Below are 24,509 nucleotides of genomic sequence, written 5' to 3' on the forward strand. Positions count from 1 at the left end.
CCCGGGGGAGAGGGGATGACCACGTGTCCGACGGGACCTTCCGACCCGCCGTCGTGCAGGGTGTCCTGGAACGCGTCACCTACGCCAACGAGGACAACGGGTACACCGTCGCCAAGGTCGACACCGGGCGGGGGACCGACGACCTCCTGACCGTCGTCGGCTCCCTCATGGGCGTCCAGCCGGGCGAGGCCCTGCGCATGCACGGCCGGTGGGGGTCCCACCCCCAGTACGGCCGGCAGTTCCACGTGGACGACTACACCACCGTCCTGCCCGCCACCGTGCAGGGCATCCGCCGCTACCTCGGCTCGGGTCTGATCAAGGGGATCGGCCCCCGGATGGCCGAGCGCATCGTCGGGTACTTCGGCACGGAGGCGCTGGAGGTCATCGAGGAGCACCCCGAGCGGCTCATCGAGGTGCCCGGCCTCGGACCCAAGCGCACCAGGCTCATCGCGGACGCCTGGGAGGAGCAGAAGGCCATCAAGGAGGTCATGGTCTTCCTCCAGGGGGTCGAGGTCACCACCTCCCTCGCCGTGCGCATCTACAAGAAGTACGGCGACGCCTCCATCGACGTGGTGCAGAAGGAGCCGTACCGCCTGGCCACCGACGTGTGGGGGATCGGGTTCAAGACCGCCGACACCATCGCCCGGGCCGTGGGCATCCCCCACGACAGCCCGCAGCGGGTGATGGCCGGTATCCAGTTCACCCTCTCGGAGTCCACGGGCGACGGCCACTGCTACCTGCCCGAGGAGAAGCTCATCTCCGCCGCGGTCAAGATCCTCCAGGTGGAGGCGGGCCTGGTGATCGAGTGCGTCGCCGAACTCGTCGCCGACGAGGGCGTGGTCCGCGAGACCGTCCCCGGCCCCGGGGACGAACCCGTCCGCGCCGTCTACCTGCTGCCGATGCACCGCGCCGAGATCGGCCTCACCTCGGGCCTGCGCTCCCTGCTGGCCCATCCGGTGGACCGCATGCCCGCGTTCGCCGGCGTGGACTGGGACGTCGTCATGGACTGGCTGGGGACGCGCACGCGCGCCGACCTCGCCGACGCCCAGCGCGAGGCCGTCCGCCTCGCCCTCACGGAGAAGGTGTGCGTGCTCACCGGCGGGCCCGGCTGCGGCAAGTCCTTCACGGTCGCGTCCATCGTCACCCTGGCCAGGGCCAAGCAGGCCAAGATCATCCTGGCCGCACCCACGGGACGGGCCGCCAAGCGCCTCACCGAGATGACCGGGATCGAGGCCCGCACGGTGCACCGGCTCCTCGAACTCCGACCGGGGGGCGACGCCGCGTTCGACCGCGACAACCCGCTCGACTGCGACCTCCTGGTCGTGGACGAGGCATCGATGCTGGACGTGCTCCTGGCCAACAAACTGGTCAAGGCGGTGCCTCCCGGCGCGCACCTGCTGTTCGTCGGCGACGTCGACCAGCTGCCGTCGGTCGGGGCGGGCCAGGTCCTCCGGGACCTCCTGGACGAGGACTCTCCGGTCCCCAGCGTGCGCCTGACCCACGTCTTCCGCCAGGCCCAGGACTCCGGCGTGATCACCAACGCCCACCGGATCAACGGCGGGGAGCAGCCGCGGTTCGAGGGCATGGCCGACTTCTTCCTGTTCCCGTGCGAGGAGTCCGAGGACGCCGCCCTGATGACCGTGGACGTGGTCGCCAACCGGATCCCGCGCAGGTTCGGCCTCGACCCGCGCAGGGACGTCCAGGTGCTCACCCCGATGAAGGGCGGGCCCGCGGGGGCGGCCAACCTCAACACGGTGCTCCAGAACGCGGTGACACCCGCGGGCGAACACGTGCCGGAACGCCGTTTCGGCGGGCGCGTCTTCCGTGTCGGCGACAAGGTGACGCAGATCCGCAACAACTACGACAAGGGCGAGAACGGGGTGTTCAACGGAACGCTCGGCGTGGTCGAGGGCATCGATTCGGTCGCCCAGGAGATCACGGTGCGCACGGACGAGGAGGAGCAGATCGCCTACGACTTCGCGGAGCTCGACGAACTCGCCCACGCCTACGCCATCACCGTGCACCGCTCCCAGGGCAGCGAGTATCCCGCCGTGGTCGTGCCCGTCACCACCAGCGCCTGGATGATGCTCCAGCGCAACCTCCTCTACACGGCCGTCACCAGGGCCAAGAAGCTCGTCGTGCTGGTCGGCTCCCGCCGGGCCCTGGCGCAGGCGGTCCGCAACGCCTCCTCGGGCCACCGGTACACCGCTCTGGCGCACCGGCTCCGTTCGGCCCGGTCCGTCGGCTGAACACGCGGGAGCGCGGGCGGCGCGTCGCCCGACGACCCGGACACCCGCGGGGCGCGGGCGGGCCGCCGCCGCACAGCACCGTGCTTCCCCGTGGGCCCGCGGGCCCTCCGCCGCACACCGGTCTCCGCGAGCCCGCGGGCGGACCTCCCCGCAGGCGACGGTCACGGCCGCACCCGAGGCAGCGCGCCCGCCCCCGGCGAGCCGCGGCGGCCTCCGGTCCCGGCCCGTCGTCCGGGCTCACTAGGCTGTCGGACGTGGATCACGTGGAGCAGCAGACCCTGGTCGTGGTGGGCGCGGTCGTCATCCGGGACGGCCGGGTGCTGGCGGCCCAGCGAGCGGACCCCCCGACCCTGCGGGGCCGGTGGGAGTTCCCCGGGGGCAAGGTCGACCCGGGCGAGAGCTCCGCGGACGCGGTCGTCCGCGAGTGCGAGGAGGAACTCGGGGTCACCGTCCGGGCCCTCCACCGGATCGGCGGGGACGCCAGCTTCCCCGCTCCCGGCCGCTCCCACACCCGGCCCGCCGTGCTCAGGCTCTGGCGCGTCGAACTCCTCGACGGAGAGCCCGAGGCTCTCGAACACCTCTCCCTGCGCTGGCTCACCGCCGACGACCTGCGCACTCTCGCCTGGCTGCCCGCCGACGTCCCCTTCCTCGACCAGATCGCACCCCTGCTCGCACCGGGAACCGCCACTCACCCGTAGGCTGTACCCACCGGCCCGTCCACGACGGGGCCCCGCGTCCGGCGTCAGCCGGTGCTCGGGGAGCGCCCTGGCGGGCACCGGCAGAGCACCACCCCCGGCACCGCCCTCGCCCCGTCGAGCGGTCGGAGCCGGAAAGGGAAACGGGCTCGGGGAAGCATCCGGCGCCCCACCGCGTTGAAGGCCTGAACCCGCGGCGACACGTTCGGATCCTCCGCGAGCCGACACCGTCTCACCGCGTCCGGACCCGCACCACGGTCCGGGCGGTGAACGCGGAGTGACCGGCGCCAGTGCCGGGCGGTCAGGGGTGACCAGGGTGACCTGTACGTTTCCCAACCAGACCACTTTGACCGCATAAACTGGCAACGGGCCGTGGCAACCTGCGGTCTCTTCCCAGTACCAGGAGATCGAGACTTTCCCATGTCCAGCGCTACGCCCGTCGAGGGCTCCGCACGCCGCAGCGACCTCCGCAACGTCGCCATCGTGGCCCACGTGGACCACGGCAAGACGACCCTCGTTGACGCCATGCTCTGGCAGTCCGGTGTGTTCCGTGAGAACCAGGACGTCGACGACCGGGTGATGGACTCCAACGACTTGGAGCGCGAGAAGGGCATCACCATTCTCGCGAAGAACACGGCTGTCCACTACACCACGCCCGAGGGCGAGGACGTGGTCATCAACATCATCGACACCCCCGGCCACGCCGACTTCGGCGGAGAGGTCGAGCGCGGCCTGTCCATGGTCGACGGCGTCGTCCTGCTCGTGGACGCCAGTGAGGGCCCCCTCCCGCAGACCCGCTTCGTGCTCCGCAAGGCCCTCCAGGCCAAGCTCCCCGTCATCCTCGTCATCAACAAGGTCGACCGGCCCGACAGCCGGATCGCCGAGGTCGTGGACGACACCTACGAGCTGTTCATGGACCTGGACGCCGACGAGTCGCAGATCGAGTTCCCGATCGTCTACACCTGCGCCCGTGACGGCAAGGCCTCCGTGGAGCGTCCCGACAACGGCACGGTGCCGGAGAACGACAACCTCGTTCCGCTGTTCAGCACCATCCTGGACACCATCCCGGCCCCGGAGTACGTCCCGGACGCCCCCCTCCAGGCCCACGTCACCAACCTGGACGCCTCCCCCTTCCTGGGCCGCCTCGCGCTCGTCCGGGTGCAGCAGGGCGAGCTGCGCAAGGGCCAGCAGGTCGCGTGGATCCGCACCGACGGCAGCACCCAGCAGGTCAAGATCACCGAGCTGCTGATGACCGACGGCCTGGAGCGCAAGCCCGCCGAGAAGGCAGGGCCCGGCGACATCGCGGCCATCGCCGGCATCGAGAACATCATGATCGGCGAGACCCTCGCCGACCTGGAGAACCCGGTCGCGCTCCCGCTGATCACGGTGGACGAGCCCGCGATCTCCATGACCATCGGCACCAACAACTCGCCGCTGGTCGGCAAGACCAAGGGCTCCAAGGTCACCGCGCGCCTGGTCAAGGACCGCCTGGAGAAGGAGCTCGTCGGCAACGTCTCCCTGCGCATCCTGCCCACCGAGCGTCCCGACACCTGGGAGGTGCAGGGCCGCGGCGAGCTGGCGCTGGCCATCCTGGTCGAGCAGATGCGCCGCGAGGGCTACGAGCTCACCGTCGGCAAGCCGCAGGTGGTCACCAAGGTCATCGACGGCAAGGTGCACGAGCCCGTCGAGCGCCTCACCGTGGACGCCCCCGAGGAGTACATGGGTGCCATCACCCAGCTGCTCAGCGTCCGCAAGGGCCGCATGGAGAACATGGTCAACCACGGCACCGGCTGGGTGCGCATGGACTGGCTGGTCCCCTCCCGCGGGCTCATCGGCTTCCGCACCGAGTTCCTCACCGAGACCCGGGGCACCGGTATCGCCCACCACGTCTTCGAGAAGGTCGAGCCGTGGTTCGGTGAGCTGCGCACCCGCCCCAACGGGTCCCTGGTGGCCGACCGCGCGGGTGTCGCCGTCCCCTTCGCGATGTTCAACCTCCAGGAGCGCGGCACGCTGTTCGTCGAGCCCACCACCGAGGTGTACGAGGGCATGATCGTCGGCGAGAACTCGCGCTCCGACGACATGGACGTCAACATCACCAAGGAGAAGAAGCTCACCAACATGCGCTCGGCCACCGGCGACGAGCTGGTGCGCCTGGTGCCCCCGCGCAGGCTGTCCCTCGAGCAGGCCCTGGAGTTCTGCCGCGAGGACGAGTGCGTCGAGGTCACGCCCGAGCACGTGCGCATCCGCAAGGTCGTCCTCGACCAGAAGGAGCGCGGGCGTACCGCGGCCAACAAGAAGCGCCAGCAGCAGTCCTAGGAGGCCCCACGGGGTCCCGGTACCGGGGGCGGGTCGCGAACGCGGCCCGCCCCCGGCGCGTTTTCCGTCCGGGGCGTTCGGGTACGCCGAGAAGAGCATGAAGTCCGAGCCCTCGTGTCCTCGATGCGGGCGCGCGGTCCAGCCTCCGGGGCTGTGGACCAGCGCCTGGCAGTGCGACGTCCACGGAGAGGTCGCCCCCCTCCAGGAGATCCGCGCCCCCGGCACACCCGCTCTCGAATCCCTCCTGCCCCAGGCGCGCGTCCCGGTGTGGATACCGTGGCCCCTGCCCGCCAACTGGGTCGTCACCGGGTTCGCCGAGGCCGGTGACGAACGCAGCGGAGCGCTCGCGACCGTCGTCGCCCTGTCCGGCCCCGACCCCCTCGGCGGTGTCGGCGAGATCGCCATCGTCGCCGAGGACCCCGGTGTCGGGCTCGGCGCACGCCTCGCGGGCCTGGAGGGGGCCGACCCCGGCAACGGTTTCGACTCCGCCGCGGCCGACGCCAAACTGCGCTTCGACGGCCACGAGGTCGCCCTGTGGAACCTGGCGGTCGGCCGCGACCGGGCGGTGTACGCGGGGGAGGCCCTCGCCCACTGGCTGTGGATCGTCTTCGCCTCCGCCGACACCGCCCTCCTCATGTGCGAGATCAACTCCCTGAGGGACCTGCGCGACATCAACGACGGCGGAGTGGCGTTGGAACCGCCGTTCGGGGCGGCGAGCCCCTTCCTCTCCCGGAGTCTCGCACCCAGGGACGAAACGGACTGACCCGGACGTGTGCGCCCACCCGACGGGGGCACCGCGGCCGGGACTTACGTACAATCGCCCGGTGACACGTATCGACCTGCACTCACACAGCTCGGTCTCCGACGGGACCGACGCCCCCGCCGACGTCGTGCGGCACGCGGTCGCCGCGGGTCTGGACGTCCTGGCGCTCACCGACCACGACACCGTCGGCGGGATCGAGGAGGCCGCGGCGCACGTCCCGCCGGGGTTCACCCTCGTCCCGGGGATGGAGCTGTCCTGCGCCTACGCCGGATCCAGCGTCCACCTGGTGTCCTACCTCTTCGATCCCGAGGACCCCGGCCTGGACGGCGAACTGCGCCGCGTGCGCTCCGACAGGGCCTCCCGGGCGGAGGAGATGGTCCGCAAGCTCCGGGAACAGGGTGTGGACGTCACCTGGGAGCGCGTCCTGGAGATCGCGGGCGCCGGCAGGGCGGAGTACGCCGACGCCAACACGATCGGCCGCCCGCACCTGGCGCGGGCGATCGTCGAGGCCGGAGCGGCCCGCGACGTCCAGGACGCCTTCGACCGGTGGATCGGCTCGGGCGGTCCCGCCTACGCCTCGCGCTACGCGATCGACCCCGTCCACGCCGTCGGCCTGGTCAGGGCCGCGGGAGGGGTGTGCTCACTGGCCCACCCGGCACGGGCGGAGGGCTCCCTCAACGGAGCCGTCCCCCTCGACCTCGTGGAGCGCATGGTCGAGGCCGGGCTGGGCGGCATCGAGGCGGACCACCCCGCCCACAACCGTGCGCAGACCAGGTACTGGCGGGGTGTGGCCGCCGACTTGGGCGTGGTGGTCACCGGCTCCAGCGACGACCACGGGAGCCTCACGGGGCACCGGCTCGGACGCAACACCACCGGCCCCGAGGCCTTCGACGAACTCGTGGCGCCGGCGACGGGGGTCCCCCTGATCAAGGGGTGACCAGTGTGTCGCCCTCCGGCGTCCGGTACGGTACCGACCACTGTGCGGGAGCGCGACAATGGTCGCAGCAGAACTACCTGTACCTGGACGAAACCGAGAGGTCTGACGCCGTGTTCTGGAAGCGGAAGCCGAAGAAGCAGGACGGCCCGGAGGCCACCGATTCCGCTGCGGAGGTCGCGGTGGATGCCAAGGAGGAGGTCGTGGAGGCCGACTCCGACACGGTCGCGGAGACCCCGTCCGAGGAGAAGGGCGAGGCCGCGCAGGCCGCGGAGAAGGACTCCGACCCGGCTGACGGCTCCGGGAAGGACTCCGGCGAGGCGGAGAAGGCCGCAGCCGGCGAGGAGGCCGGGGCCGCCGACTCCTCCGACGACGAGGAGGCCGACGCCGACTCCGACACCGCCGACGCGGTCGCGGTCGAGGACGCCGAGGACGAGGACACCGCCGGCGAGGACGACGAGGACGAGGCCGCGAAGCCCGTCGGGCTGTTCGCCGACGAGACCGAGGAGGCCGGGGTGACCGGCCCCGACCCCGACGGCATCACCCGCGTGCGCAGCATCGGCGTCTTCGAGTTCGACGAGGAGAAGTTCGACGTCGTCAGCAACACCTGGATCGTGAAGGCGGACGACGACGGCGTCGTCGTCATCGACCCTGGCTTCGACGCCGAGGCCATCCTGGAGGCCGTCGGCGACCGCGAGATCTACCTGGTGGCCTGCACCAACGCCTACAGCCCGCACATCGAGTCGGCCATCAAGGTCGCCGAGGAGGCGGACGCCGACATCGCGCTGCACCCCCGCGAGATGCGCGCGTGGCGGCGCCACCACGGAGCCGAGCACCGGCCCGAGATCGAGGTGGAGGGCCAGGGCGCCCTCGACATCGGAGACCTGCACATCGACGTCCTGGCACTGCCCGGCACGTCCTCCGGCAGCGTCGGCTACTACTTCGGCGAGCTGGGTGTCGTCTTCAGCGGCGACGCACTGCGCAAGGGCGAGCCCGGCATGGTCGGCAACACCTACATCGACTACACCACGCAGCTCGCGTCCATCGGCGAGGCCCTGCTGTCGCTTCCGCCGGACACCCGCATCCTGCCGGACCGCGGTCCCTCCACCACGTCGGGCGCGGAGAGCAAGAACTTCGACTCCTGGGTCTGACCCGACCGGTCCCACCGCCGTGGGGGCGCCCCCCCCCGCCGGCGGGCCCCCCCCGGGGGGGGCCCCACGCCGCGTTCGCGGGACCGGAGCGGCACCGGCGCCCGGCGCGGCTCCCGCCTCCCGCGTCACCAACCTCTCAGGTCAGTACGCCTAGCGCCGGCCGACCGACTCCGTCTCGTTCCAGAACGAGGTCAGCACACCGGACGTGGTCTCGGGGGCCTCCACGTTGGGGGAGTGGCCCGCCCCCGGCACGACCAGCCGCCTGGCGCCCATCCGGTCGGCCATGTCGTCCTGCTCGGCAGGGGACCACGCGTCGTCGTTCTCCCCGTAGAACACGAGTTTGGGGATCTTCAGGTCGGCGAGCTCGTCGACACGGTCGCCGGCGCCCAGCAGGTCCTCGGCGGTGCGCATCAGGCCCAGCGCGCTGCTGGACAGCAGCCGTTCCCTGAGGAACTCCCGGATCACCGGATCGGAGGTGCGGCTGCGCGCCTCCGCGTCGAACCGCTCGTCCCACAGCTCGCGGAGCCGTTCGGGGGTGGGGTCGACGGAGAGCGCGGCGATGAGGTTGCGCGTGACCATGGCGCTCTGGCCGCCGAGGGCGGCCGGACCGCTGCACATCAGTGTCAGCGAGGCGAGGTCGGCCAGGCCGGACAGTGCGGTCTCGCGGGCCACCAGGCCGCCGAAGGAGTGCCCCACCAGGTGGGCCTGACCGTTCCCGCCGACGAGGTCGACGACCTCGGCGACCACGCCGCCGAGGGAGGAGAGGCGGTAGTCGGGGAGACGGACTCCCGGGGGAGCGACGAGGGTTTCGGGGCCCGGCGACTCGTAGGTGCCGGGCAGGTCGATCGCGACCACCTCCCGGCCCGCCTGGGCGAGGCTCTGGAGGAGGGCGATGAAGTCTTCCTTGCTGCCGGTGAAGCCGTGCACCAGGACAGCGGGGGCCAGCTCGGTGCTCCCGGAGGTGGGCATCGCACGGAGGGCGGCGAGGGGACCGTAGGAGAGGGGCAGGTCCGCGCGCCGCACGCCCGGCGGCAGGTCGGTGAACTGAGGTGTACTCACGTCGGGCCACCCTAGACGATCGGTGGCCCGGCCCGGGATATCCCGGGCCGTGGCCGGCGAAGCGGCCGCCGACACCGGCACCGCGGGGAGACGCGGTGCCCGCACGTCGTACGCCCGCCGTGGCGCCCACCCTCGCGGGCGCCGCACGGCGGAGGGGTCAGGTGTTCTCGGGGTCCCGCTGCGCGGTTCCCGTTCCGCCGCGGGTGCGGCGGCGGCGCCGGATCTTCCGGGCGCCGTCGTCGGTGGACCTGGCACCGTCGCGGGGGGCCTCCGCCTGTGCCGGGGCGCCGGTCTCCACCCTGGCCGCGGTCGCCTCGGCCGGGGCCGATCCCTGCCCGCCGCGGGTGCGGCGGCGCGAACGGCCGCGGTTGCGCCCGCCCTCGCCCCGGCTGCTCTCGCCCCGGCTGCCTTCGCTCCGGGCGCTCTCGCTGCGGCCGCCGGCTCCGCGGTCGCGCCCGCCGTCGCGGTCACGCCGACCGCCCCGGTCGCCCCGCGGCACACCGGTGTCGCCGATGTCCTCGATCTCCTCGGCCTCCAGGCCGGCGTGGTCGGCGCGCTTGTCGGCCGCCAGCTTGCCCTTGGTCCCCGCGGGGATCCGCAGCGCCTCGAAGAAGTGCGGCGAGGTGGAGTAGGTCTCCTCCGGCTCGGCGAACGGCAGGTCGAGGGCAGCGTTGATCAGCTTCCAGCGCGGCATCTCCTGCCAGTCCACGAAGGTGACCGCGGTACCGCTGCGCCCGGCCCGGCCGGTGCGGCCGATGCGGTGCGTGTAGGTCTTCTCGTCCTCGGGCGTCTCGTAGTTGACGACGTGCGTGACGTCGTCCACGTCGAGCCCGCGGGCGGCCACGTCGGTGGCGACCAGGATGTTGATCTTGCCGTTGCGGAAGGCCCGCAGGGCCCGCTCGCGCTGGCTCTGCCCCAGGTCCCCGTGCACGGCCGCGACGGCGAAGCCGCGCGTCTTGAGCTCGGTGGCCACCCGGTCGCAGGCCCGCTTGGTCTGGCAGAACACCATGCTCTGGCCGTGGTCCTCCGCCTGGATGAGGCGGGCGAGCATCTCGATCTTGTCCATCTGGTGGGTGCGCAGCGCGTGCTGCGTGATCCGGCCGGTGATGGAGGAGCCGTCGATCTCGTTGTCGTCCCCCGCGCGGACGTGCGTCGGCTGACGCAGGTACTTGCGGGACAGGGAGACGATCTCGCTCGGCATGGTGGCCGAGAAGAGCATCACCTGGCGCTCGACGGGGATCTTGGTGAGGATGCGCTCGATGTCGGGCAGGAAGCCGAGGTCGAGCATCTTGTCGGCCTCGTCCAGGACCACCGCGGACACCTCGTCGAGGCGCAGGTGCTTCTGGTTCTCCAGGTCGAGCAGGCGGCCGGGGGTGCCGACGACGACGTCGGTGCCCTCCTTGAGCCCGTTGACCTGCGGCTCGTAGGACCGACCGCCGTAGACGGTCAGCACACGGCCGCCGCTGCGCTTGCTCGCGGTCGTCAGGTCCGCCGCGACCTGGATGGCCAGCTCGCGGGTCGGGACCACCACGAGGGCGCGGGGACGCTTGGAGGTACCGGGCGCCTTCTGCGCCCGCTGGAGCAGCGGGAGGCCGAAGGCCAGGGTCTTACCGGTACCGGTACGGGCCTGTCCGATGATGTCGCTGCCGTGCAGCGCGATCGGCAGGGCGAGCTCCTGGATGGGGAAGGGCTCGGTGATCCCCTCCGCCTCCAGGGCGTCGGCGAGTTCCGTGCTCACCCCCAGGTCGCGGAAGGTCGTCTTGGGTTTGGTCGTGTCTTCTGTGGTGCTCAGGGCTCAAGCCTCCATCTTGGCGGGCCGCAACGTTGGCGTGGCCGCGGCGGGGTGCGGTCGCGGTCGGCTCGTGGCCGCCGCGATGGGCGCGGCTCACCGCGGCCGTATCGGCGCGGTGGCGCTGCCTGCGTGATCCGTGCGGCGCGGGGGGTTCCCCGCCGCGGATCAAGGACCGTCCCCGCGTGGACGGGGAGCATCCGTGGTTCGTCGTTTTCCTCGCGCGGGTCCCGCGACCACGTGGTGGTGCGGGTCCGCGCCTGGGTGGGTGCCGCTTGCGCGACGCCGATGCGTGGGAGTGTCCCCGCGTGTGTGAGGAGAGTCTCGGGTCGGCCGCACACGCCGGTCATCACGCAGAGTCTAGCTGGTGACGCGCCGGGTGGACATAGCAGTTCACTCCGGCTGTGGACGGCTGGGACCGTACCCGCTCCCAGCGTGTGCAACCGTGCCGACGACCCGTTTAGTCCCCGCGCTCCCCGGTTCGGCGCGCCCGCGACCGGGCGATACCCTGTCGGGCATGACCAAAGGCCCCTCTGCAGACCCCGGTGTGATCGACCTGCTCGGGCTGCTCGCCTACGCGGAGCTCGGTTCCTTCTTCCGCCTCGCGGACGACGCCGGGCTCGCCCCGTCGCTGCGGAGCAAGGGCCAGCTGGCCGCCCTGGCCGCCGCCGAACAGGCGCACTACCAGACCCTCCGGGACCGCCTGGAGGAGCTGGGGGTCGTCCCCGAGGAGGCCATGGAGCCCTTCGTGGCGCCGCTCGACGCCTGGCACGAGCGCACGGAGGCGCAGAGCTGGCTGGAGAGCCTGGTCAAGACGTACGTCGGCGACGGCATCGCGGGTGACTTCTACCGCAAGGTCGCGGCGCTCGCGGACGAGGAGACCGCGATCCTGGTCGAGGGAGTGCTCGCCGAGACGGGGCGGGCCGAGTTCGTCTCCGGGGCGGTGCGCGCCGCCGTGGCGGAGGACCCCAAGCTGGCCGGGCGCCTGTCCCTGTGGGCCCGCCGACTGGTCGGCGAGGCGCTCAGCCAGGCGCAGCACGTGGCGGTGAGCCGCCCGCGGCTCGCCGCGCTCCTGGCCGAGGACGCCCAGGGCTCCCCGGACGCCACGGGGCTCGGCGACCTGGCTGCCGTGAGCCGCATGTTCGCCTCCCTCACCGACCGCCACAAGGCGCGCCTCGACGCCATGGGGCTGTCCGCCTGACCCCGCCCCGCACGGGGACGAACCTCACCGACGCTTGACCCGTACCAGGGACGCCCTTGGTCAAGCGGGGGTAATATCCAACACTTTCGTGACGATTCGTTGGCGGGGGCACGTAAACTCGTTGAAGTCTCCCGTCTCCTGACCACGCGAGTAGGTACTTCCATGCCCCGTGGGACCTCCGTGCGCCACCCGCTGGCCGGACTCACCCGTGACTTCCACAAGATCGGCCCCCTGGGCGGCCCGATCGACCCCTGGATGTGCTCTGAGCTGGACCAGCACTCCGCACAGGTGTGCGATGGAATCACCTCCTCGGGCAGTGAGCTCAACGCGCGCACCCTCGGTACCTACCTCCACGGCTTCCTCGACGGCTGCCTCGAAAGGGGCTGGGACTCCGAGGCCGTCGAATACGACTGGGAGACCCTCCGCATTCTCGCGATCTGCCGACTGGCCAAGGACCGTGGTTTCGTCCGCTAGGTTGGTGACGTCCGCAGGCGGGTGTGACCCACGACGCGAGGTCCTCCGCGGGCACGAGCCCTTCCGGTTCTCCGGCGAAAATCCGGTACCGGGCGTACGCTGAAAAGCACCGGCCACTCCCGGCGGCCGTTAGCGGCCCCGCACAACGTGGTCGAACCAGGGCACTGCGGAATGCAACGTGGGATTGTCGGCGTTATGTCGGTCCGGGAGCGGACCGGCGGACGCCGTAACTGGCGGAGCGGCCCGCAGAGCCGCGAGAAAGGAATGCGAATGAGGAGCGGTCGACATGGGGCTGCGCGCCCACCGGTCGGCGTCCTGATCCAGCAGGACCGCGTCGACTTCGCGCTGTTCGCACTGATCATCGTCGTCGCACTGGTGTCGATGGTCTTCACCGGACCGGGGAACCTTGCCTTCTGGCTGGCCTTCCTGCCGATCATCGCCTCCGTCGTCCTCGCCGTGCGGAGGATCGAGCACCTGTCGCGCCTGGAACTGCGCGACTCCGAGTTCCTCTGAGGGCCGCCCCGACCGGGCGCGGCGTACACGACGAGGGCGGGGCCGTGCGGCCCCGCCCTCCTCTGGTGTCCGCGATCTCAGGGACCCGCGGACCGGTCCGTCACGTCGGGGACCCACCGCCCGTTCCGGGGCGGGTGGGGGCTGACGGTGCCGGGGTCGACGCCGACGCGCCCTCCCTGCGCCCGGCGGCGGGACCGGTCATCGCCGCGTCCCGTCCGGCCTGGTAGCTCTCGCCCTGACCGAGGCGGCTCGTCTCGCGTTCGGCGGCCTCGAACCAGCGCGACAGGCGCGAGCGCATCGGATCGATCATGCCGCCGCCGACGCCGACGATCAGGATTCCGCCGATGGTGGCGAGGACCGCGATCAGGACCGGCATGGTCACGCTCACGGCGACGCCCATCTGGTTCAGCGCCGCGATGACACCGAGGGCCAGGATGAACACCCCCGCCACGTTGGCCAGGAACCGCCCGTAGGACAGGCCGCCCAGTGCGCCCGAGACGAGGTCGCGTACCGCCTTGGCGATCATGCCGGCGACCACGACGATCACCAGGGCCACGATGCCGCGCGGGATCCAGGAGATGACGTCGTTGAGCAGCGCGCTGATCGGGTTCGGACCGAAGACGCTGAACGCGAGCGTGAACACGAACAGCAGTCCGACGTAGTAGATGATCTTTCCGCACAGCTCGCTGGCGGTCCAGCGGCTGCGCTCGAAGTACTCGCCCACACCCCCGCGGTGCAGCGCGCGGTCCAGTCCGACGCCGTGCAGGCCCTTGGCGACCCCCTTGCCCACCAACCAGGCAATGAACCAGCCCAGAACCAGGATCACGAGGAAGCCGATCAGCAGCGGCACGAAACTCGCCACCGCAGCCCAGGCCGTCGTCAGGCCCTGACCCATGTCCATAACGTCTTCACCCCCAAATCGCTCACTCCGCCCGTGCCCGAATTCGGTCCGGGCGGATTCCGCGAAGAGAAGCCAGTTACTTCTCATTTCGGCGATACCCGGCGAACAGGAATTGAACCGCTTGTCAGACATCAGGCGGGGGGATTGCTTTTTCTTGGTGAATTTCTTGCGAAAAGGAGGGGGAGAGCGTGCCCGGGCGGGGGACGACGCCGCAGGGGCGACCGGTTCCGCCACAGCGGAGGACCCCCGGGCGCTGTGCGCGCCCGGGGGTCCCCGTGTTCCTGTGTCCGGCGGCCCGGGAGCCCTGTTCCCCGCCCGAAGGGGCGGGCGGGGCCCGGGGCGGGCGTGCCCTAGGAGTCCTGCTCGTCGGCCCTGCGCTGGAGGTCCCAGCCGCTTATGCCGCGCCAGGCCAGCCGGGCCACGAGCTGCTCGGCGGCGTCCTTGGGGACGGCGCCGTGATTGTTGAGCCAGTACCGGGCGCTGGTCTCGGCCATGCCGACCAGGCCGATGCTCAGCAGGTGCGCCTCCTCGTCGGAGATGCTGGTGTCCTGCCGGATCACCGCGCCGATGAGTTCGGCGCAGCGCTGGAACGTCTGCTCGGTCTTCTCCCGTACCGCGGGAAGGTTGCGCAGGTCGGACTCGAAGACCAGCCGGAAGGCCTCGCCGTCGCCCGCGACGAAGTCGAAGTAGGCCTGGAAGCTGGCCGCGACCCGCCGGCGGTTGTCGTCCGTGCTCTCCAGGGCCTCGCGCTGCTTCTCGACCAGCGCTTCGGAGTGCTCTTCGAGCAGGGCCAGGTACAGTTCCAGCTTCCCGGGAAAGTGCTGGTAGAGCACGGGCTTGCTGACACCTGCGCGGTCGGCGATCTCGTCCATCGCCGCCGCGTGGTAACCGCGGGCGACGAAGACCTCCTGTGCTGCGGACAGGAGTTGGCGGCGCCGCCTGACCCGGGGCAAGCGGGTGCCCCGGGCGCGGGCGTCTGAAGGAGCTGTCACACCCACACCCTCCGAACTCGGCATGGCAGATGCGCGCCATGTCCGAACATCTGCGTGGCTAGTGCTGCCGGACACGGCCGGTCGCCGGCGCGCGTCGTGCAGCTTTCGCCCCATCTTACTCCCGCGTAGCTTCCGTGCGGGCGGGTGAGGGCGGGCGGGGTCACCTGCGCTCGTCGTCGTCGGTGCCGACCTCGAAGGCCTGTTCCACCACGTCGGCCTCGTCGGCGTGGTCGAAGCTCTCCTCGGACGGGGCGTCCCAGCCCTCGCCCTCGCCGTGCGCCGTCGTGCGCTGCTCGGCCGCGTCGGCCTCGGGTACCTCGGCCCCCGGCTCCACGCCGGGTGCCGGGGGTCCGTCGGCGGAACTGTTCTCTGATGTCACGGGGCACTCCCCACGTCGTCGCTGAACGTATAGGCGACACTACCCGCCGGTTCGCGCGGCACACGGGACCGCGCGGGATGAACTCGGTGTCCGGGTCTGTTGGTGCTGGACGGGAGGCCGCACGGGTGTCGTGTCCCACGCCTCCCCGCGGTGGGAATGGAAAACCCCACCCGTTAGGTTGGGTATAAGTGCAAGCACGCTTCGCCCCCGCGCCCTCTCCCTGTCCGGTAGGGGCGGTCCGAAGCACCATGAACAGACATGAGGAGTCACCGTGTCGCTGCCGCCGCTGGTGGAACCAGCTGACGAGCTGACCGTGGACGAGGTGCGCCGCTACTCGCGCCACCTGATCATCCCCGACGTGGGCATGGACGGGCAGAAGCGCCTGAAGAACGCCAAGGTGCTGGTCGTCGGCGCGGGCGGTCTGGGATCCCCGGCGCTGCTCTACCTGGCCGCCGCCGGGGTGGGCACGCTCGGCATCATCGACTTCGACGTCGTGGACGAGTCCAACCTCCAGCGCCAGGTCATCCACGGGCAGAGCGACGTCGGCCGCCCCAAGGCCGAGTCCGCCCGGGACAGCATCAAGGAGGTGAACCCCAACGTCGAGGTCATCCTGCACCAGGACCGCCTGGAGTCGGACAACGCGCTGGAGATCTTCGCCCCCTACGACCTGATCCTGGACGGGACCGACAACTTCGCGACCCGCTACCTGGTCAACGACGCCGCCGTGCTGCTGAACAAGCCGTACGTGTGGGGTTCCATCTACCGTTTCGACGGCCAGGTCAGCGTCTTCTGGAACGAGTACGGGCCCCAGTACCGCGACCTGTACCCCGAGCCCCCGCCGCCCGGCATGGTGCCGTCCTGCGCCGAGGGCGGCGTCCTGGGTGTGCTGTGCGCCTCCATCGGCTCCGTCATGGTCAACGAGGCCATCAAGCTGATCACCGGCATCGGCGACCCGCTGGTCGGCCGCCTGCTCATCTTCGACGCCCTGGAGATGACCTGGCGCGAGGTCAAGGTCCGCAAGGACCCGGACACCGAGCCGGTCACCGAGCTGATCGACTACGAGGCGTTCTGCGGCGCCGTGTCGGAGGAGGCCACCGAGGCCGCCGCCGGCTCGACGATCACCGCGCCCGAGCTCAAGGAGCTCCTGGACGGCAAGCCCGAGGACATCTTCCTCGTGGACGTCCGCGAGAAGAACGAGTACGAGATCGTCAGCATCCCGGGTGCGACGCTCATCCCGAAGGGCGAGTTCCTCAACGGGAAGGCCTTCGAGAAGCTGCCGCAGGACAAGCGCATCGTCCTGCACTGCAAGTCGGGCGTGCGCTCGGCGGAGGCCCTCGCGGCGGTGCACGCGGCCGGGTTCTCCGACGCCGTGCACGTCGGAGGCGGCGTCCTGGCCTGGGTCAACCAGGTCGACCCCAGCCTGCCCGCGTACTAGCGGTCGGACCTCGCGGAACGGCGCCGGGAGCGTTTCCCGGCGCCGTTCGCGTTCCCCGGAGGGGAGTGGGTACAAGTCCACCCAGAGGCCGTCGGCCGATCCCCGGGGCGGCCCTGCTGCTGGGAGGTGGCGCCATGCGAGAGAAGGGACGCTGGGCGGACTGGGTGGCGGTGGCCGCCGGTCTGGCCCTGGGAGTGAGCTGGATCTGGCACGGGATGTACGGGTTCAGCGGAGGGGCGATGTTCGTCCTCGGGCTGGGAGTCATCGTGGGCTCCGCGTTCTCCCTCACCCGCCCGGGAGCCCTGTCGAGCGAGCTGGGCGTCCTCGCGATCGGTGTGCTGGTGTTCGTGATGCCCTGGCTGCTGGGCTTCACGCACCTCCCCGCCGCCGCCTGGACCGCGTGGATCATCGGCGGGGGCATCGCCCTGCTGGGCGCGTTCAACCTGACCCAGGCCGACCGGGCGCGCAGGCGCGACCCCGACCTCGCTTGGAGCGCGCACGTCAACGAGATCCCGAGCTGATCCGGCCGCGGCGCCGCCGCGCACGGGGGGGCCGTTCACGCCGCGGCGTGAACGGCCCCCGCCGCGCTGGATAGGCTGCGGGGGTGTTCGCTGACGAGGAGGGCGGGCCGGACGACTACGCCGAGGAGGTCCTCGGGCTGGTCGAGCGGATCCCGCCGGGACGGGTGATGGCCTACGGCGACATCGCCGAGTACGTCGGGCGGGGAGGACCCCGCCAGGTCGGCTCGGTCATGTCCGCGTGGGGCGGTGCGGTGCCCTGGTGGCGGGTGGTGCGCTCCGACGGGCGCCCCGCGTCCGGCCACGAGGTACGTGCTCTTTCCCACTACGCGGCCGAGAGCACGCCCATGCGCCCCGGAAGCGACCGGGTGGACATGCGCAATGCCCGCTGGGACGGGGAATCCGCGACCTGAAGAGCTGGTTGGAAGCGTGAGAGGCGTCCGAGAAGGTCGCCGCCCTCTGGTGAACTGGTGACGTGAACTCATCCCCGTACCGACTCGTGCGGCGCGCCAACCAGGTGCTGCCGCCGCCGGTGCTGGACGAGAACCAGCAGCGCGTGGTCGACCACACGGGCGGACCGCTCCTGGTCCTCGCCGGTCCCGGGACGGGCAAGACCACCACGATCGTCGAGGCCGTCGTCGACCGCATCGACAACCGCGGCGTCGACCCCTCCCGCATCCTCGTGCTCACCTTCAGCCGCAAGGCCGCCCAGGAGCTGCGCGAGCGCATCACCGCGCGGCTGCGCCGCACCACCCGCGAACCGCTGGCCCTGACCTTCCACAGCTACGCCTACGCGCTGATCCGGCGCGAGTTCCAGCGCGTGGGCGACCTGCCCCCGCGCCTGCTGTCGGGCCCCGAACAGCTGATGGAGGTCCGCGAGCTGTTGGCGGGAGAGGTCGCGGACGGGGCGGAGGCGTGGCCCGAGCGGCTGCGCCCCGCACTGGAGACCCGGGGGTACGCCGAGGAGCTGCGCGACTTCCTCATGCGCGCACAGGAGCGCGGTCTGGGCCCCGCCGAGCTGGAGCGCCTGGGCCGTGAGCGCGGACGCGACGACTGGGTGGCCGCCGCCGGTTTCCTGGACCGCTACACGGGCAGGTTCGACATCGCGCCCGTCCCCACCCTCAACTACGCCGAGCTGGTCAGGGTCGCCGCGAACATGCTCTCCGACCCGGCGATCCAGGAACGCGAGCGCGCCGCCCACGAGGTGGTGTTCGTGGACGAGTACCAGGACACCGACCCCGCACAGGAGGAGCTCCTGCGCGCCCTGGCCGGGGACGGCCGGGACCTCGTCGCGGTCGGCGACCCGGACCAGTCCATCTACGCCTTCCGGGGCGCAGAGGTCCACAACATCCTCGACTTCCCCCGGCGCTTCACGACCGCACGGCGCACCGAGGCGCCCGTGGTCGCCCTGCGCACCTGCCGGCGCAGCGGTCCCACCCTCCTGGCCGCCTCCCGGGCCCTGACCCGGCGCCTGCCCGCGGTGTCGTCCGCGCGCGGCCACGTCAACGAGCACCGGAACCTGCTCCCGGCCCCCGGCGTCCCCGACGGCGAGGTCCGCGTGATGACGGCCGACAGCCCCACCCAGGAGGCGGCCGTCATCGCCGACACCCTCCGGCGCGCCCACCTGGTGGACGGAGTCCCCTGGTCGGACATGGCCGTGCTCGTGCGCTCGTCCACCCGCCAGCTGCCCGTCCTGCGGCGGGCGCTGACCGCCGCGTCCGTCCCCGTCGCGGTCGGCGCGGACGACCTGCCCGTGGCCGCCGAGCCCCTGGTGCGGCCCCTGCTCGCGCTGATCCGCTACGGCCTGTCCCCCGACCTGCTCGACGACGACTCCGCCCGCGAACTCCTCACCGGACCCTTCGGCGAGGCCGACACGGTGCGGTTGCGCAGGCTCGTGCGCGCGCTGCGCCGCCTGGACCTCGACCGCGCCCACGCGGGCGACGGCTCCTACCGGCCCGCCGCGAGCCTGCTCGTGGACGTCCTGCGCGACCCCGCCGACCTCGCCCTGGTCGACCCCGACGTCGCCGCACCCGCCCAGCGCGTGGCCCGCGCGCTGGGAGCCGTCCGCGACCTGACCGCCAGGGGCTCCGACGCGGAACAGGTCCTCTGGGAGCTGTGGCGCGACAGCGGACTCGCCGACCGGCTGCTCCGCGCGAGCCTGGCCGGGGGGCGCCGCGGCGCCGCGGCCGACCGCGACCTCGACGCCGTGGTGGCCCTGTTCGAGAGCGCCGCCCGCTACTGCGACCGGCTGCCCCCCGGCAGCCCGGCGGGGTTCCTGGAGGACCTCGCCGCCCAGGAGATCCCGGGGGACAGCCTCGCCGAACGCGCCCCCGAGGGCGAGGCCGTGCGCATCCTCACCGCCCACCGCTCCAAGGGCCTGGAGTGGGGACTGGTCGTGGTCGCCGGCGTCCAGGAGGGCGACTGGCCAGACCTGCGCCTGCGCGGCTCCCTGCTCGGCGTGGAGGAACTGGTCGACGCCGAGGTGCACGCCGCCGACTCCTCGGGCGCCGCCATGGCCTCCAAGCTCATGGACGAGGAGCGCCGCCTGTTCTACGTCGCCCTCACCCGCGCCCGCCGCACCCTCGTGGTGACCGCCGTGGGCGGGGAGGAGGCCGACGAGCGCCCCTCCCGGTTCCTCAACGAGATGGGCGTCGGCGAACCCGAGCCCGTCGGAACGGGCCGCCGCTGGCTGTCCCTGCCCGCACTCGTCGCCGACCTGCGCTCGGTGGTCACCGACCCCTCCGCCCCGGACCCGCTCCGGTCGGCCGCGGCCGACCACCTGGCCCGCCTCGCCGAGGAGGGGGTGCGCGGCGCCGACCCGTCGGAGTGGTACGCGCTCACCCCCTTCAGCGACGACCGGCCCCTGGCCGGGGAGGACGACACGATCCGCGTCTCACCGTCCCAGGTGGAGAGTTTCACCAACTGCCAGTTGCGCTGGCTCCTCGAACGCGCGGCCGGTGCCTCCTCCGGAGACTCCGCGTCGGCGCTGGGGACCGTCGTGCACGCCGTCGCCGTCCTGGTCGCCCAGGGCAGCAGCGCCGACGAGGTCGGCGGGCGGATGGACGAGATCTGGGCCGACCTGGACTTCGGAGGCCCCTGGCAGGCGGCCCAGCAGCGCGAGCGCGCGGACGAGATGGTCCGCAAGCTCATCTCCTGGGACTCCGCCAACGACCGCGAGCTCGTGGTCACCGAGGAAGGGTTCAAGGTCGAGGTGGGCGGCATCGAGATCACCGGGCGGGTGGACCGCCTCGAACGCGACGGCGAGGGCCGCGCCGTGGTCGTGGACATCAAGACCGGCCGGGCCAAGGCCGAGGACCTGGCACGCCACCCCCAGCTCGGCGTCTACCAGATGGCCGTGCTCAAGGGCGCGTTCGCCAAGCTCGGCCTGGCCGAACCCGGCGGCGCCACGCTCGTCCAGGTGGGCGGGGCCGCACTGACCAACAAGGCGCGTGAACAGCCGCAGCCGCCGCTGGGGGAGGACCCCGACCCCCGTTGGGCCCAGGACCTGGTGCTCGACGTCGCCGGCGGCATGGGCGGCTCGCGGTTCACCGCCATCCGGAACAAGGGCTGCAACGCGTGCGCCGTGCGCGCCTGCTGCCCGGTGCAGGACGAGGGCAGACATGTCTGAACCCCACCCCCTTTCCCCCGAGACCCCGCCGGACCCCCCGCCCCCGCCCCGCCTGGGCCCCGCCGAGCTCTCCAGGCTCCTCGGCCAGCCCGAGCCCACCGCGGAGCAGTCCCAGGTCATCTCCGCGCCGCTGGAACCGGGCGTGGTCATCGCCGGCGCCGGGTCGGGCAAGAGCGAGACGATGGCCTCGCGTGTGGTGTGGCTCGTCGCCAACGGCCACGTGCGGCCCGAGCAGATCCTCGGCCTGACCTTCACCCGCAAGGCCACCGCGGAGCTGGCGGAGCGGGTGCGCAGGAGGCTGGAGCAGCTGCGCGCCACCGAGCAGTTCCCCGAGGAGCTGCTCGACGGCGAGCCCACCGTGTCCACCTACAACGCCTACGCCGGGCGCATCGTCTCCGACCACGCCCTGCGCGAGGCCGTCGAACCCACGTCCAGGCTGCTCAGCCAGGGCCAGTCCTGGCAGATCGCCGCCAGGGTCGTCGGAGAGTACGACGGCCCCATGGATCTGATGACCGTGGGGGCCGACACCGTCACCCAGCGGGTCCTGCACCTGTCCGGGGAGATCGCCGACCACCTCACCACCACCGACCAGGTGCGCGGCATCGGGCGGTGGATCCAGGCGGGCGTGGACGGCATGACCCGCAAGGCCACCAAGGAGACCCGCGACCTGGTCGCCGCCCAGCGCCGGCGCGAACAGCTCCTGCCGCTGGTGGACCGCTACAACCACGCCAAGCACGCGCGCGAGGCCATGGACTTCGGCGACCAGATGGCACTGGCGGCCCGGATCGCCGAGCACCACCCCGAGGTCGGGCTCATCGAGCGCGGCAGGTACCGGGTGGTGCTGCTCGACGAGTACCAGGACACCAGCCACGCCCAGCTGGTCCTGCTGCGCTCCCTGTTCGGCGACGGCCACCCGGTGACCGCGGTCGGCGACCCCTGCCAGTCCATCTACGGCTGGCGCGGCGCCATCGCGGCCAACCTCACGAGGTTCCCCACCGACTTCCCCGCAGCCCCCGGCCGACCGGCGCCGGTGCGCCGCCTGTCCACCAGTTTCCGCAACGGCGAGCGCGTCCTGCGGGTGGCCGAGCGGATCTCCGAAAAGCTGCGCGCCGAGGCCCGCGACGTCCCCGTCCTGCACCCCGGACCGGCCCGGCGCGGCCGGGGCACCGCGCTGACGGCGCTGTTTTCCACCGAGACCGAGGAGGCCGCCTGGATCGCCGACCAGGTGCACCTCCTGGTCCACGCCGATCCCGGCCGGCCCGGCAGCGCCCGGACCGCCCCCGACTCCCTGCCCTGGCCCGAGGGCGAGTCGGGCGGGGCGGAGGACGGCGGGGTCGGCCCGGGCGACGTGGCGGTGCTGTGCCGCAAGCGGTCCCAGTTCCCGCCGCTGCGCGAGGCCCTGGAGGCCCGCGGCATCCCGGTGGAGGTCGTCGGGCTGGGCGGCCTCATGATGGTTCCCGAGGTCCGCGACATCATCGCCACCCTGCGCGTGGTCCACGACGCCTCCGCCGGGAACGAGCTGGCCCGCCTGCTCACCGGACCCCGCTGGCGCCTGGGCCCCCGCGACCTGGCCGCACTGGGGGCCAGGGCGACCGAGCTGGCCCGCCACACCCGGCGCGACCTGACCTCGCCCGACCCGGGGGAGGACCCCGACGACGACATCCTGCGCCGCACCGTCCTGGACCTGACCGCCGAGAGCGGCAGCCTGGTGGACGCCGTGGACGACCCCGGCGCAGCCGAGAACTACTCCGCGGCGGCCCACGAGCGGCTGGGCCGCCTCGCCGAGGAACTGCGCGCCCTGCGCAAGCTCGTCGGCCAGCCGCTCCCCGACCTGGTCACCGAGGTCGAGCGGATGCTCGGACTGGACATCGAGGTGGGCTCCCGCACCGGCCGCGACCCGCTGTCGGCGCGCGCCGACCTCGACGCGTTCGTGGACCACGCCGTCCGCTTCGTCGGCAACAGCGAGGACCCCACCCTGGGCAGTTTCCTCAGCTACCTCAACGCCGCCGAGGAGAACGAGAGCGGGCTCGCCCCGGGGGAGCGGGTCGGCGGTTCCGACAGCGTCAAGCTCATGACCATGCACGGCGCCAAGGGCCTCCAGTGGCCGGTCGTCGTCGTGCCCGGGATCAGCGGGGGGAAGCGGTCACCGCTGTTCCCCGCCAAGGCGCGCGACGCGCTGGCCTGGGCCGGGGCCGACCACCTTCTGCCCTACCCGCTGCGCGGCGACCGCGACAGCCTGCCGCGGCTCACCGGGGTCGACAAGGAGGCCGTCGCCGGCTTCCGTCAGGCGGAGCGGGACCGACAGCTCATGGAGGAGCGGCGGTTGGCCTACGTCGCCGTCACCCGCGCCTCGTTCGCCCTGGTGTGCACCGGCCACTGGTGGGGCCGCAGCGGGGCCGCCCCGCGCGGGCCGTCGGTGTTCCTGGAGGAGATCCGGGAGGCGTGCGAGGGCGGAGCCGGGGCGGTCGTCGGCTGGGCCCCGCCGCCGGGGGAGGACGAGACCAACCCCCACGACGACGAGGAGAACTCCGCCGTCTGGCCGCCGACCGCCGGAAACGAGGAGGGCGCCGGACAGGGCGACGGCGACGCCGCCCGGGCGCCCGGCGGCGCGACCCGCCACACGGAGATCGCGGAGGGGGCGGCCCTGGTCGAGCGCGCACGTGCGCGCCTGCTCGCCGGAGAGACCGCCCCGGGGGAGCAGGCGCCTCCCACGGGGCTGCGCCGCCGCCTCCAGGGGTGGGAGCGCGACACCGAGCTGCTGCTGGCCCACCGCCGCTCCGAGGCCGCGGTGGCGGGCGGCGGGCCCGTGCAGGTGGAGCTCCCGGGCCACCTGTCGGTGTCGTCCATGGTGTGGCTGGCCAGGGACCCCTCCGCCCTGGCCCGGCAGATCCGCCGCCCGCTACCCCGACCTCCCGCGCCGCACACCCGGCGCGGCACCGCCTTCCACACGTGGCTGGAACAGCGGTTCGGACAGCGGGCGACCCTGCTGGACGAGCTGCCCGGCGCGGCGGACGAGACCGCGGGGGAGGACGAGGACCTGGCCGAGCTCCAGCGCCGCTTCGAGCAGAGCGAGTGGGGGTCCCGCGTCCCCGTGGAGGTGGAGGTGCCGTTCGAGACGGTCATCGGCGACCGGCTCATCCGCGGCCGCATGGACGCGGTGTTCCACGACGCCGCCACGGGCCGCCATGACGTGGTGGACTGGAAGACGGGGCGCCCGCCCGGCAACGACGCGGAGCGCCGGGCCGTGGGCGTGCAGCTGGCCGCCTACCGGCTGGCCTGGGCCGACCTGGCCGGGGTGGGTCTGGAGGAGGTGCACGCCGCGTTCCACTACGTCCTCGCGGGGCGGACGGTGCGCCCCGCCGACCTGCTCGACGCGGAGGGCCTGGCGGCGCTGATCTCCTCCGTCCCCGAGCCCGGCTGACGGGGGAGCGGGAGGCGGGCCCGGCCGCACGCGCCGGCGCCCGCGACCGCCGCGGGGCGGACCGGGCGGCGGCGCGCGGTGCCCGGGCCGG

19 protein-coding genes are annotated in these 24,509 nt (G+C 72.5%); 14 read left to right on the forward strand and 5 right to left on the reverse strand.

Going from position 1 to position 24,509, the window contains the following annotated elements:
- Positions 1–23: 23 nt before the first annotated feature.
- The 6 genes from recD2 to Q8791_RS15420 all read left to right on the forward strand — a co-directional run bounded on the left by recD2 (position 24) and on the right by Q8791_RS15420 (position 8,108).
- A complete protein-coding gene (gene recD2 / locus Q8791_RS15395; RefSeq protein WP_330092396.1) occupies positions 24–2,249 on the forward strand; it encodes an SF1B family DNA helicase RecD2 in 2,226 nt (741 codons plus the stop codon).
- A 263-nt stretch (positions 2,250–2,512) separates the two neighbouring features.
- Entirely contained in the window at positions 2,513–2,947 is a 435-nt protein-coding gene (locus tag Q8791_RS15400) for a (deoxy)nucleoside triphosphate pyrophosphohydrolase (RefSeq protein ID WP_330092518.1), read from the forward strand.
- A gap of 417 nt (positions 2,948–3,364) precedes the next feature.
- A complete protein-coding gene (gene typA / locus Q8791_RS15405) occupies positions 3,365–5,260 on the forward strand; it encodes a translational GTPase TypA (RefSeq protein ID WP_330092397.1) in 1,896 nt (631 codons plus the stop codon).
- Positions 5,261–5,357: 97 nt separating this feature from the next.
- Complete coding sequence (locus tag Q8791_RS15410; protein WP_330092398.1) at positions 5,358–6,023, forward strand: DUF6758 family protein; 666 nt, start codon at positions 5,358–5,360, stop codon at positions 6,021–6,023.
- Between the two features lie 61 nt (positions 6,024–6,084).
- Positions 6,085–6,960 carry a PHP domain-containing protein gene (locus tag Q8791_RS15415; RefSeq protein ID WP_330092399.1) on the forward strand — a complete coding sequence of 292 codons (876 nt, stop codon included), beginning with the start codon at positions 6,085–6,087 and terminating at the stop codon, positions 6,958–6,960.
- A gap of 110 nt (positions 6,961–7,070) precedes the next feature.
- Complete coding sequence (locus Q8791_RS15420; RefSeq protein WP_330092519.1) at positions 7,071–8,108, forward strand: MBL fold metallo-hydrolase; 1,038 nt, start codon at positions 7,071–7,073, stop codon at positions 8,106–8,108.
- Between the two features lie 150 nt (positions 8,109–8,258).
- Here the strand turns inward: Q8791_RS15420 and Q8791_RS15425 are convergent, their stop codons facing one another.
- Together Q8791_RS15425 and Q8791_RS15430 are read right to left on the reverse strand one after the other, a co-directional pair.
- Complete coding sequence (locus Q8791_RS15425) at positions 8,259–9,167, reverse strand: alpha/beta fold hydrolase (RefSeq protein WP_330092400.1); 909 nt, start codon at positions 9,165–9,167, stop codon at positions 8,259–8,261.
- A gap of 157 nt (positions 9,168–9,324) precedes the next feature.
- Complete coding sequence (locus tag Q8791_RS15430) at positions 9,325–10,905, reverse strand: DEAD/DEAH box helicase (protein WP_330092401.1); 1,581 nt, start codon at positions 10,903–10,905, stop codon at positions 9,325–9,327.
- A gap of 568 nt (positions 10,906–11,473) precedes the next feature.
- Between Q8791_RS15430 and Q8791_RS15435 the strand changes: the two genes are divergently transcribed.
- From Q8791_RS15435 to Q8791_RS15445, 3 genes are all read left to right on the forward strand, one after another.
- The gene (locus Q8791_RS15435) at positions 11,474–12,157 is read left to right on the forward strand and encodes a ferritin-like fold-containing protein (RefSeq protein ID WP_330092402.1); all 684 of its coding nucleotides are present in this window, start codon (positions 11,474–11,476) and stop codon (positions 12,155–12,157) included.
- A gap of 162 nt (positions 12,158–12,319) precedes the next feature.
- On the forward strand, positions 12,320–12,631 hold the full coding sequence (locus tag Q8791_RS15440) for a DUF6401 family natural product biosynthesis protein (protein WP_330092403.1): 312 nt from the start codon (positions 12,320–12,322) through the stop codon (positions 12,629–12,631).
- A 270-nt stretch (positions 12,632–12,901) separates the two neighbouring features.
- Entirely contained in the window at positions 12,902–13,144 is a 243-nt protein-coding gene (locus Q8791_RS15445; protein WP_330092404.1) for a hypothetical protein, read from the forward strand.
- A 100-nt stretch (positions 13,145–13,244) separates the two neighbouring features.
- Here Q8791_RS15445 and Q8791_RS15450 read toward each other — a convergent pair whose 3' ends face one another.
- From Q8791_RS15450 to Q8791_RS15460, 3 genes are all read right to left on the reverse strand, one after another.
- Positions 13,245–14,045 (reverse strand): mechanosensitive ion channel family protein, encoded by an 801-nt coding sequence (locus Q8791_RS15450; RefSeq protein ID WP_330092405.1) that lies wholly within the window; start codon positions 14,043–14,045, stop codon positions 13,245–13,247.
- 350 nt (positions 14,046–14,395) lie between these two features.
- Positions 14,396–15,037 (reverse strand): TetR/AcrR family transcriptional regulator, encoded by a 642-nt coding sequence (locus tag Q8791_RS15455; RefSeq protein ID WP_330092406.1) that lies wholly within the window; start codon positions 15,035–15,037, stop codon positions 14,396–14,398.
- Between the two features lie 160 nt (positions 15,038–15,197).
- Positions 15,198–15,416, reverse strand: a complete 219-nt coding sequence (locus Q8791_RS15460) for a hypothetical protein (RefSeq protein WP_330092407.1) — start codon at positions 15,414–15,416, stop codon at positions 15,198–15,200.
- A gap of 271 nt (positions 15,417–15,687) precedes the next feature.
- Between Q8791_RS15460 and moeZ the strand changes: the two genes are divergently transcribed.
- From moeZ to Q8791_RS15485, 5 genes are all read left to right on the forward strand, one after another.
- Positions 15,688–16,851 (forward strand): adenylyltransferase/sulfurtransferase MoeZ, encoded by a 1,164-nt coding sequence (gene moeZ / locus Q8791_RS15465; RefSeq protein WP_330092408.1) that lies wholly within the window; start codon positions 15,688–15,690, stop codon positions 16,849–16,851.
- Positions 16,852–16,985: 134 nt separating this feature from the next.
- Positions 16,986–17,372, forward strand: a complete 387-nt coding sequence (locus Q8791_RS15470; protein ID WP_330092409.1) for an SPW repeat protein — start codon at positions 16,986–16,988, stop codon at positions 17,370–17,372.
- Positions 17,373–17,455: 83 nt separating this feature from the next.
- On the forward strand, positions 17,456–17,782 hold the full coding sequence (locus Q8791_RS15475; RefSeq protein WP_330092410.1) for an MGMT family protein: 327 nt from the start codon (positions 17,456–17,458) through the stop codon (positions 17,780–17,782).
- A gap of 86 nt (positions 17,783–17,868) precedes the next feature.
- Positions 17,869–20,997: an ATP-dependent helicase gene (locus Q8791_RS15480; RefSeq protein ID WP_330092520.1), complete on the forward strand. Its 3,129-nt coding sequence runs from the start codon at positions 17,869–17,871 to the stop codon at positions 20,995–20,997.
- Complete coding sequence (locus Q8791_RS15485; RefSeq protein WP_330092411.1) at positions 20,990–24,418, forward strand: UvrD-helicase domain-containing protein; 3,429 nt, start codon at positions 20,990–20,992, stop codon at positions 24,416–24,418. Before Q8791_RS15480 ends, Q8791_RS15485 begins: the two co-directional genes overlap by 8 nt.
- Positions 24,419–24,509: the final 91 nt, after the last annotated feature.

Origin of the sequence: Nocardiopsis codii (assembly GCF_036327455.1) — a bacterium.
Classification (GTDB): domain Bacteria; phylum Actinomycetota; class Actinomycetes; order Streptosporangiales; family Streptosporangiaceae; genus Nocardiopsis; species Nocardiopsis codii.

What these genes read in the sequence shown, in the direction of transcription:
- typA (WP_330092397.1), top strand. Translation starts at nt 3,365, where the DNA reads ATGTCCAGCGCTACGCCCGTCGAGGGCTCCGCACGCCGCAGCGACCTC.
- Q8791_RS15410 (WP_330092398.1), top strand. Translation starts at nt 5,358, where the DNA reads ATGAAGTCCGAGCCCTCGTGTCCTCGATGCGGGCGCGCGGTCCAGCCT.
- Q8791_RS15435 (WP_330092402.1), top strand. Translation starts at nt 11,474, where the DNA reads ATGACCAAAGGCCCCTCTGCAGACCCCGGTGTGATCGACCTGCTCGGG.
- Q8791_RS15440 (WP_330092403.1), top strand. Translation starts at nt 12,320, where the DNA reads ATGCCCCGTGGGACCTCCGTGCGCCACCCGCTGGCCGGACTCACCCGT.
- Q8791_RS15445 (WP_330092404.1), top strand. Translation starts at nt 12,902, where the DNA reads ATGAGGAGCGGTCGACATGGGGCTGCGCGCCCACCGGTCGGCGTCCTG.
- Q8791_RS15450 (WP_330092405.1), bottom strand. Translation starts at nt 14,045, where the DNA reads ATGGACATGGGTCAGGGCCTGACGACGGCCTGGGCTGCGGTGGCGAGT.
- Q8791_RS15470 (WP_330092409.1), top strand. Translation starts at nt 16,986, where the DNA reads ATGCGAGAGAAGGGACGCTGGGCGGACTGGGTGGCGGTGGCCGCCGGT.
- Q8791_RS15485 (WP_330092411.1), top strand. Translation starts at nt 20,990, where the DNA reads ATGTCTGAACCCCACCCCCTTTCCCCCGAGACCCCGCCGGACCCCCCG.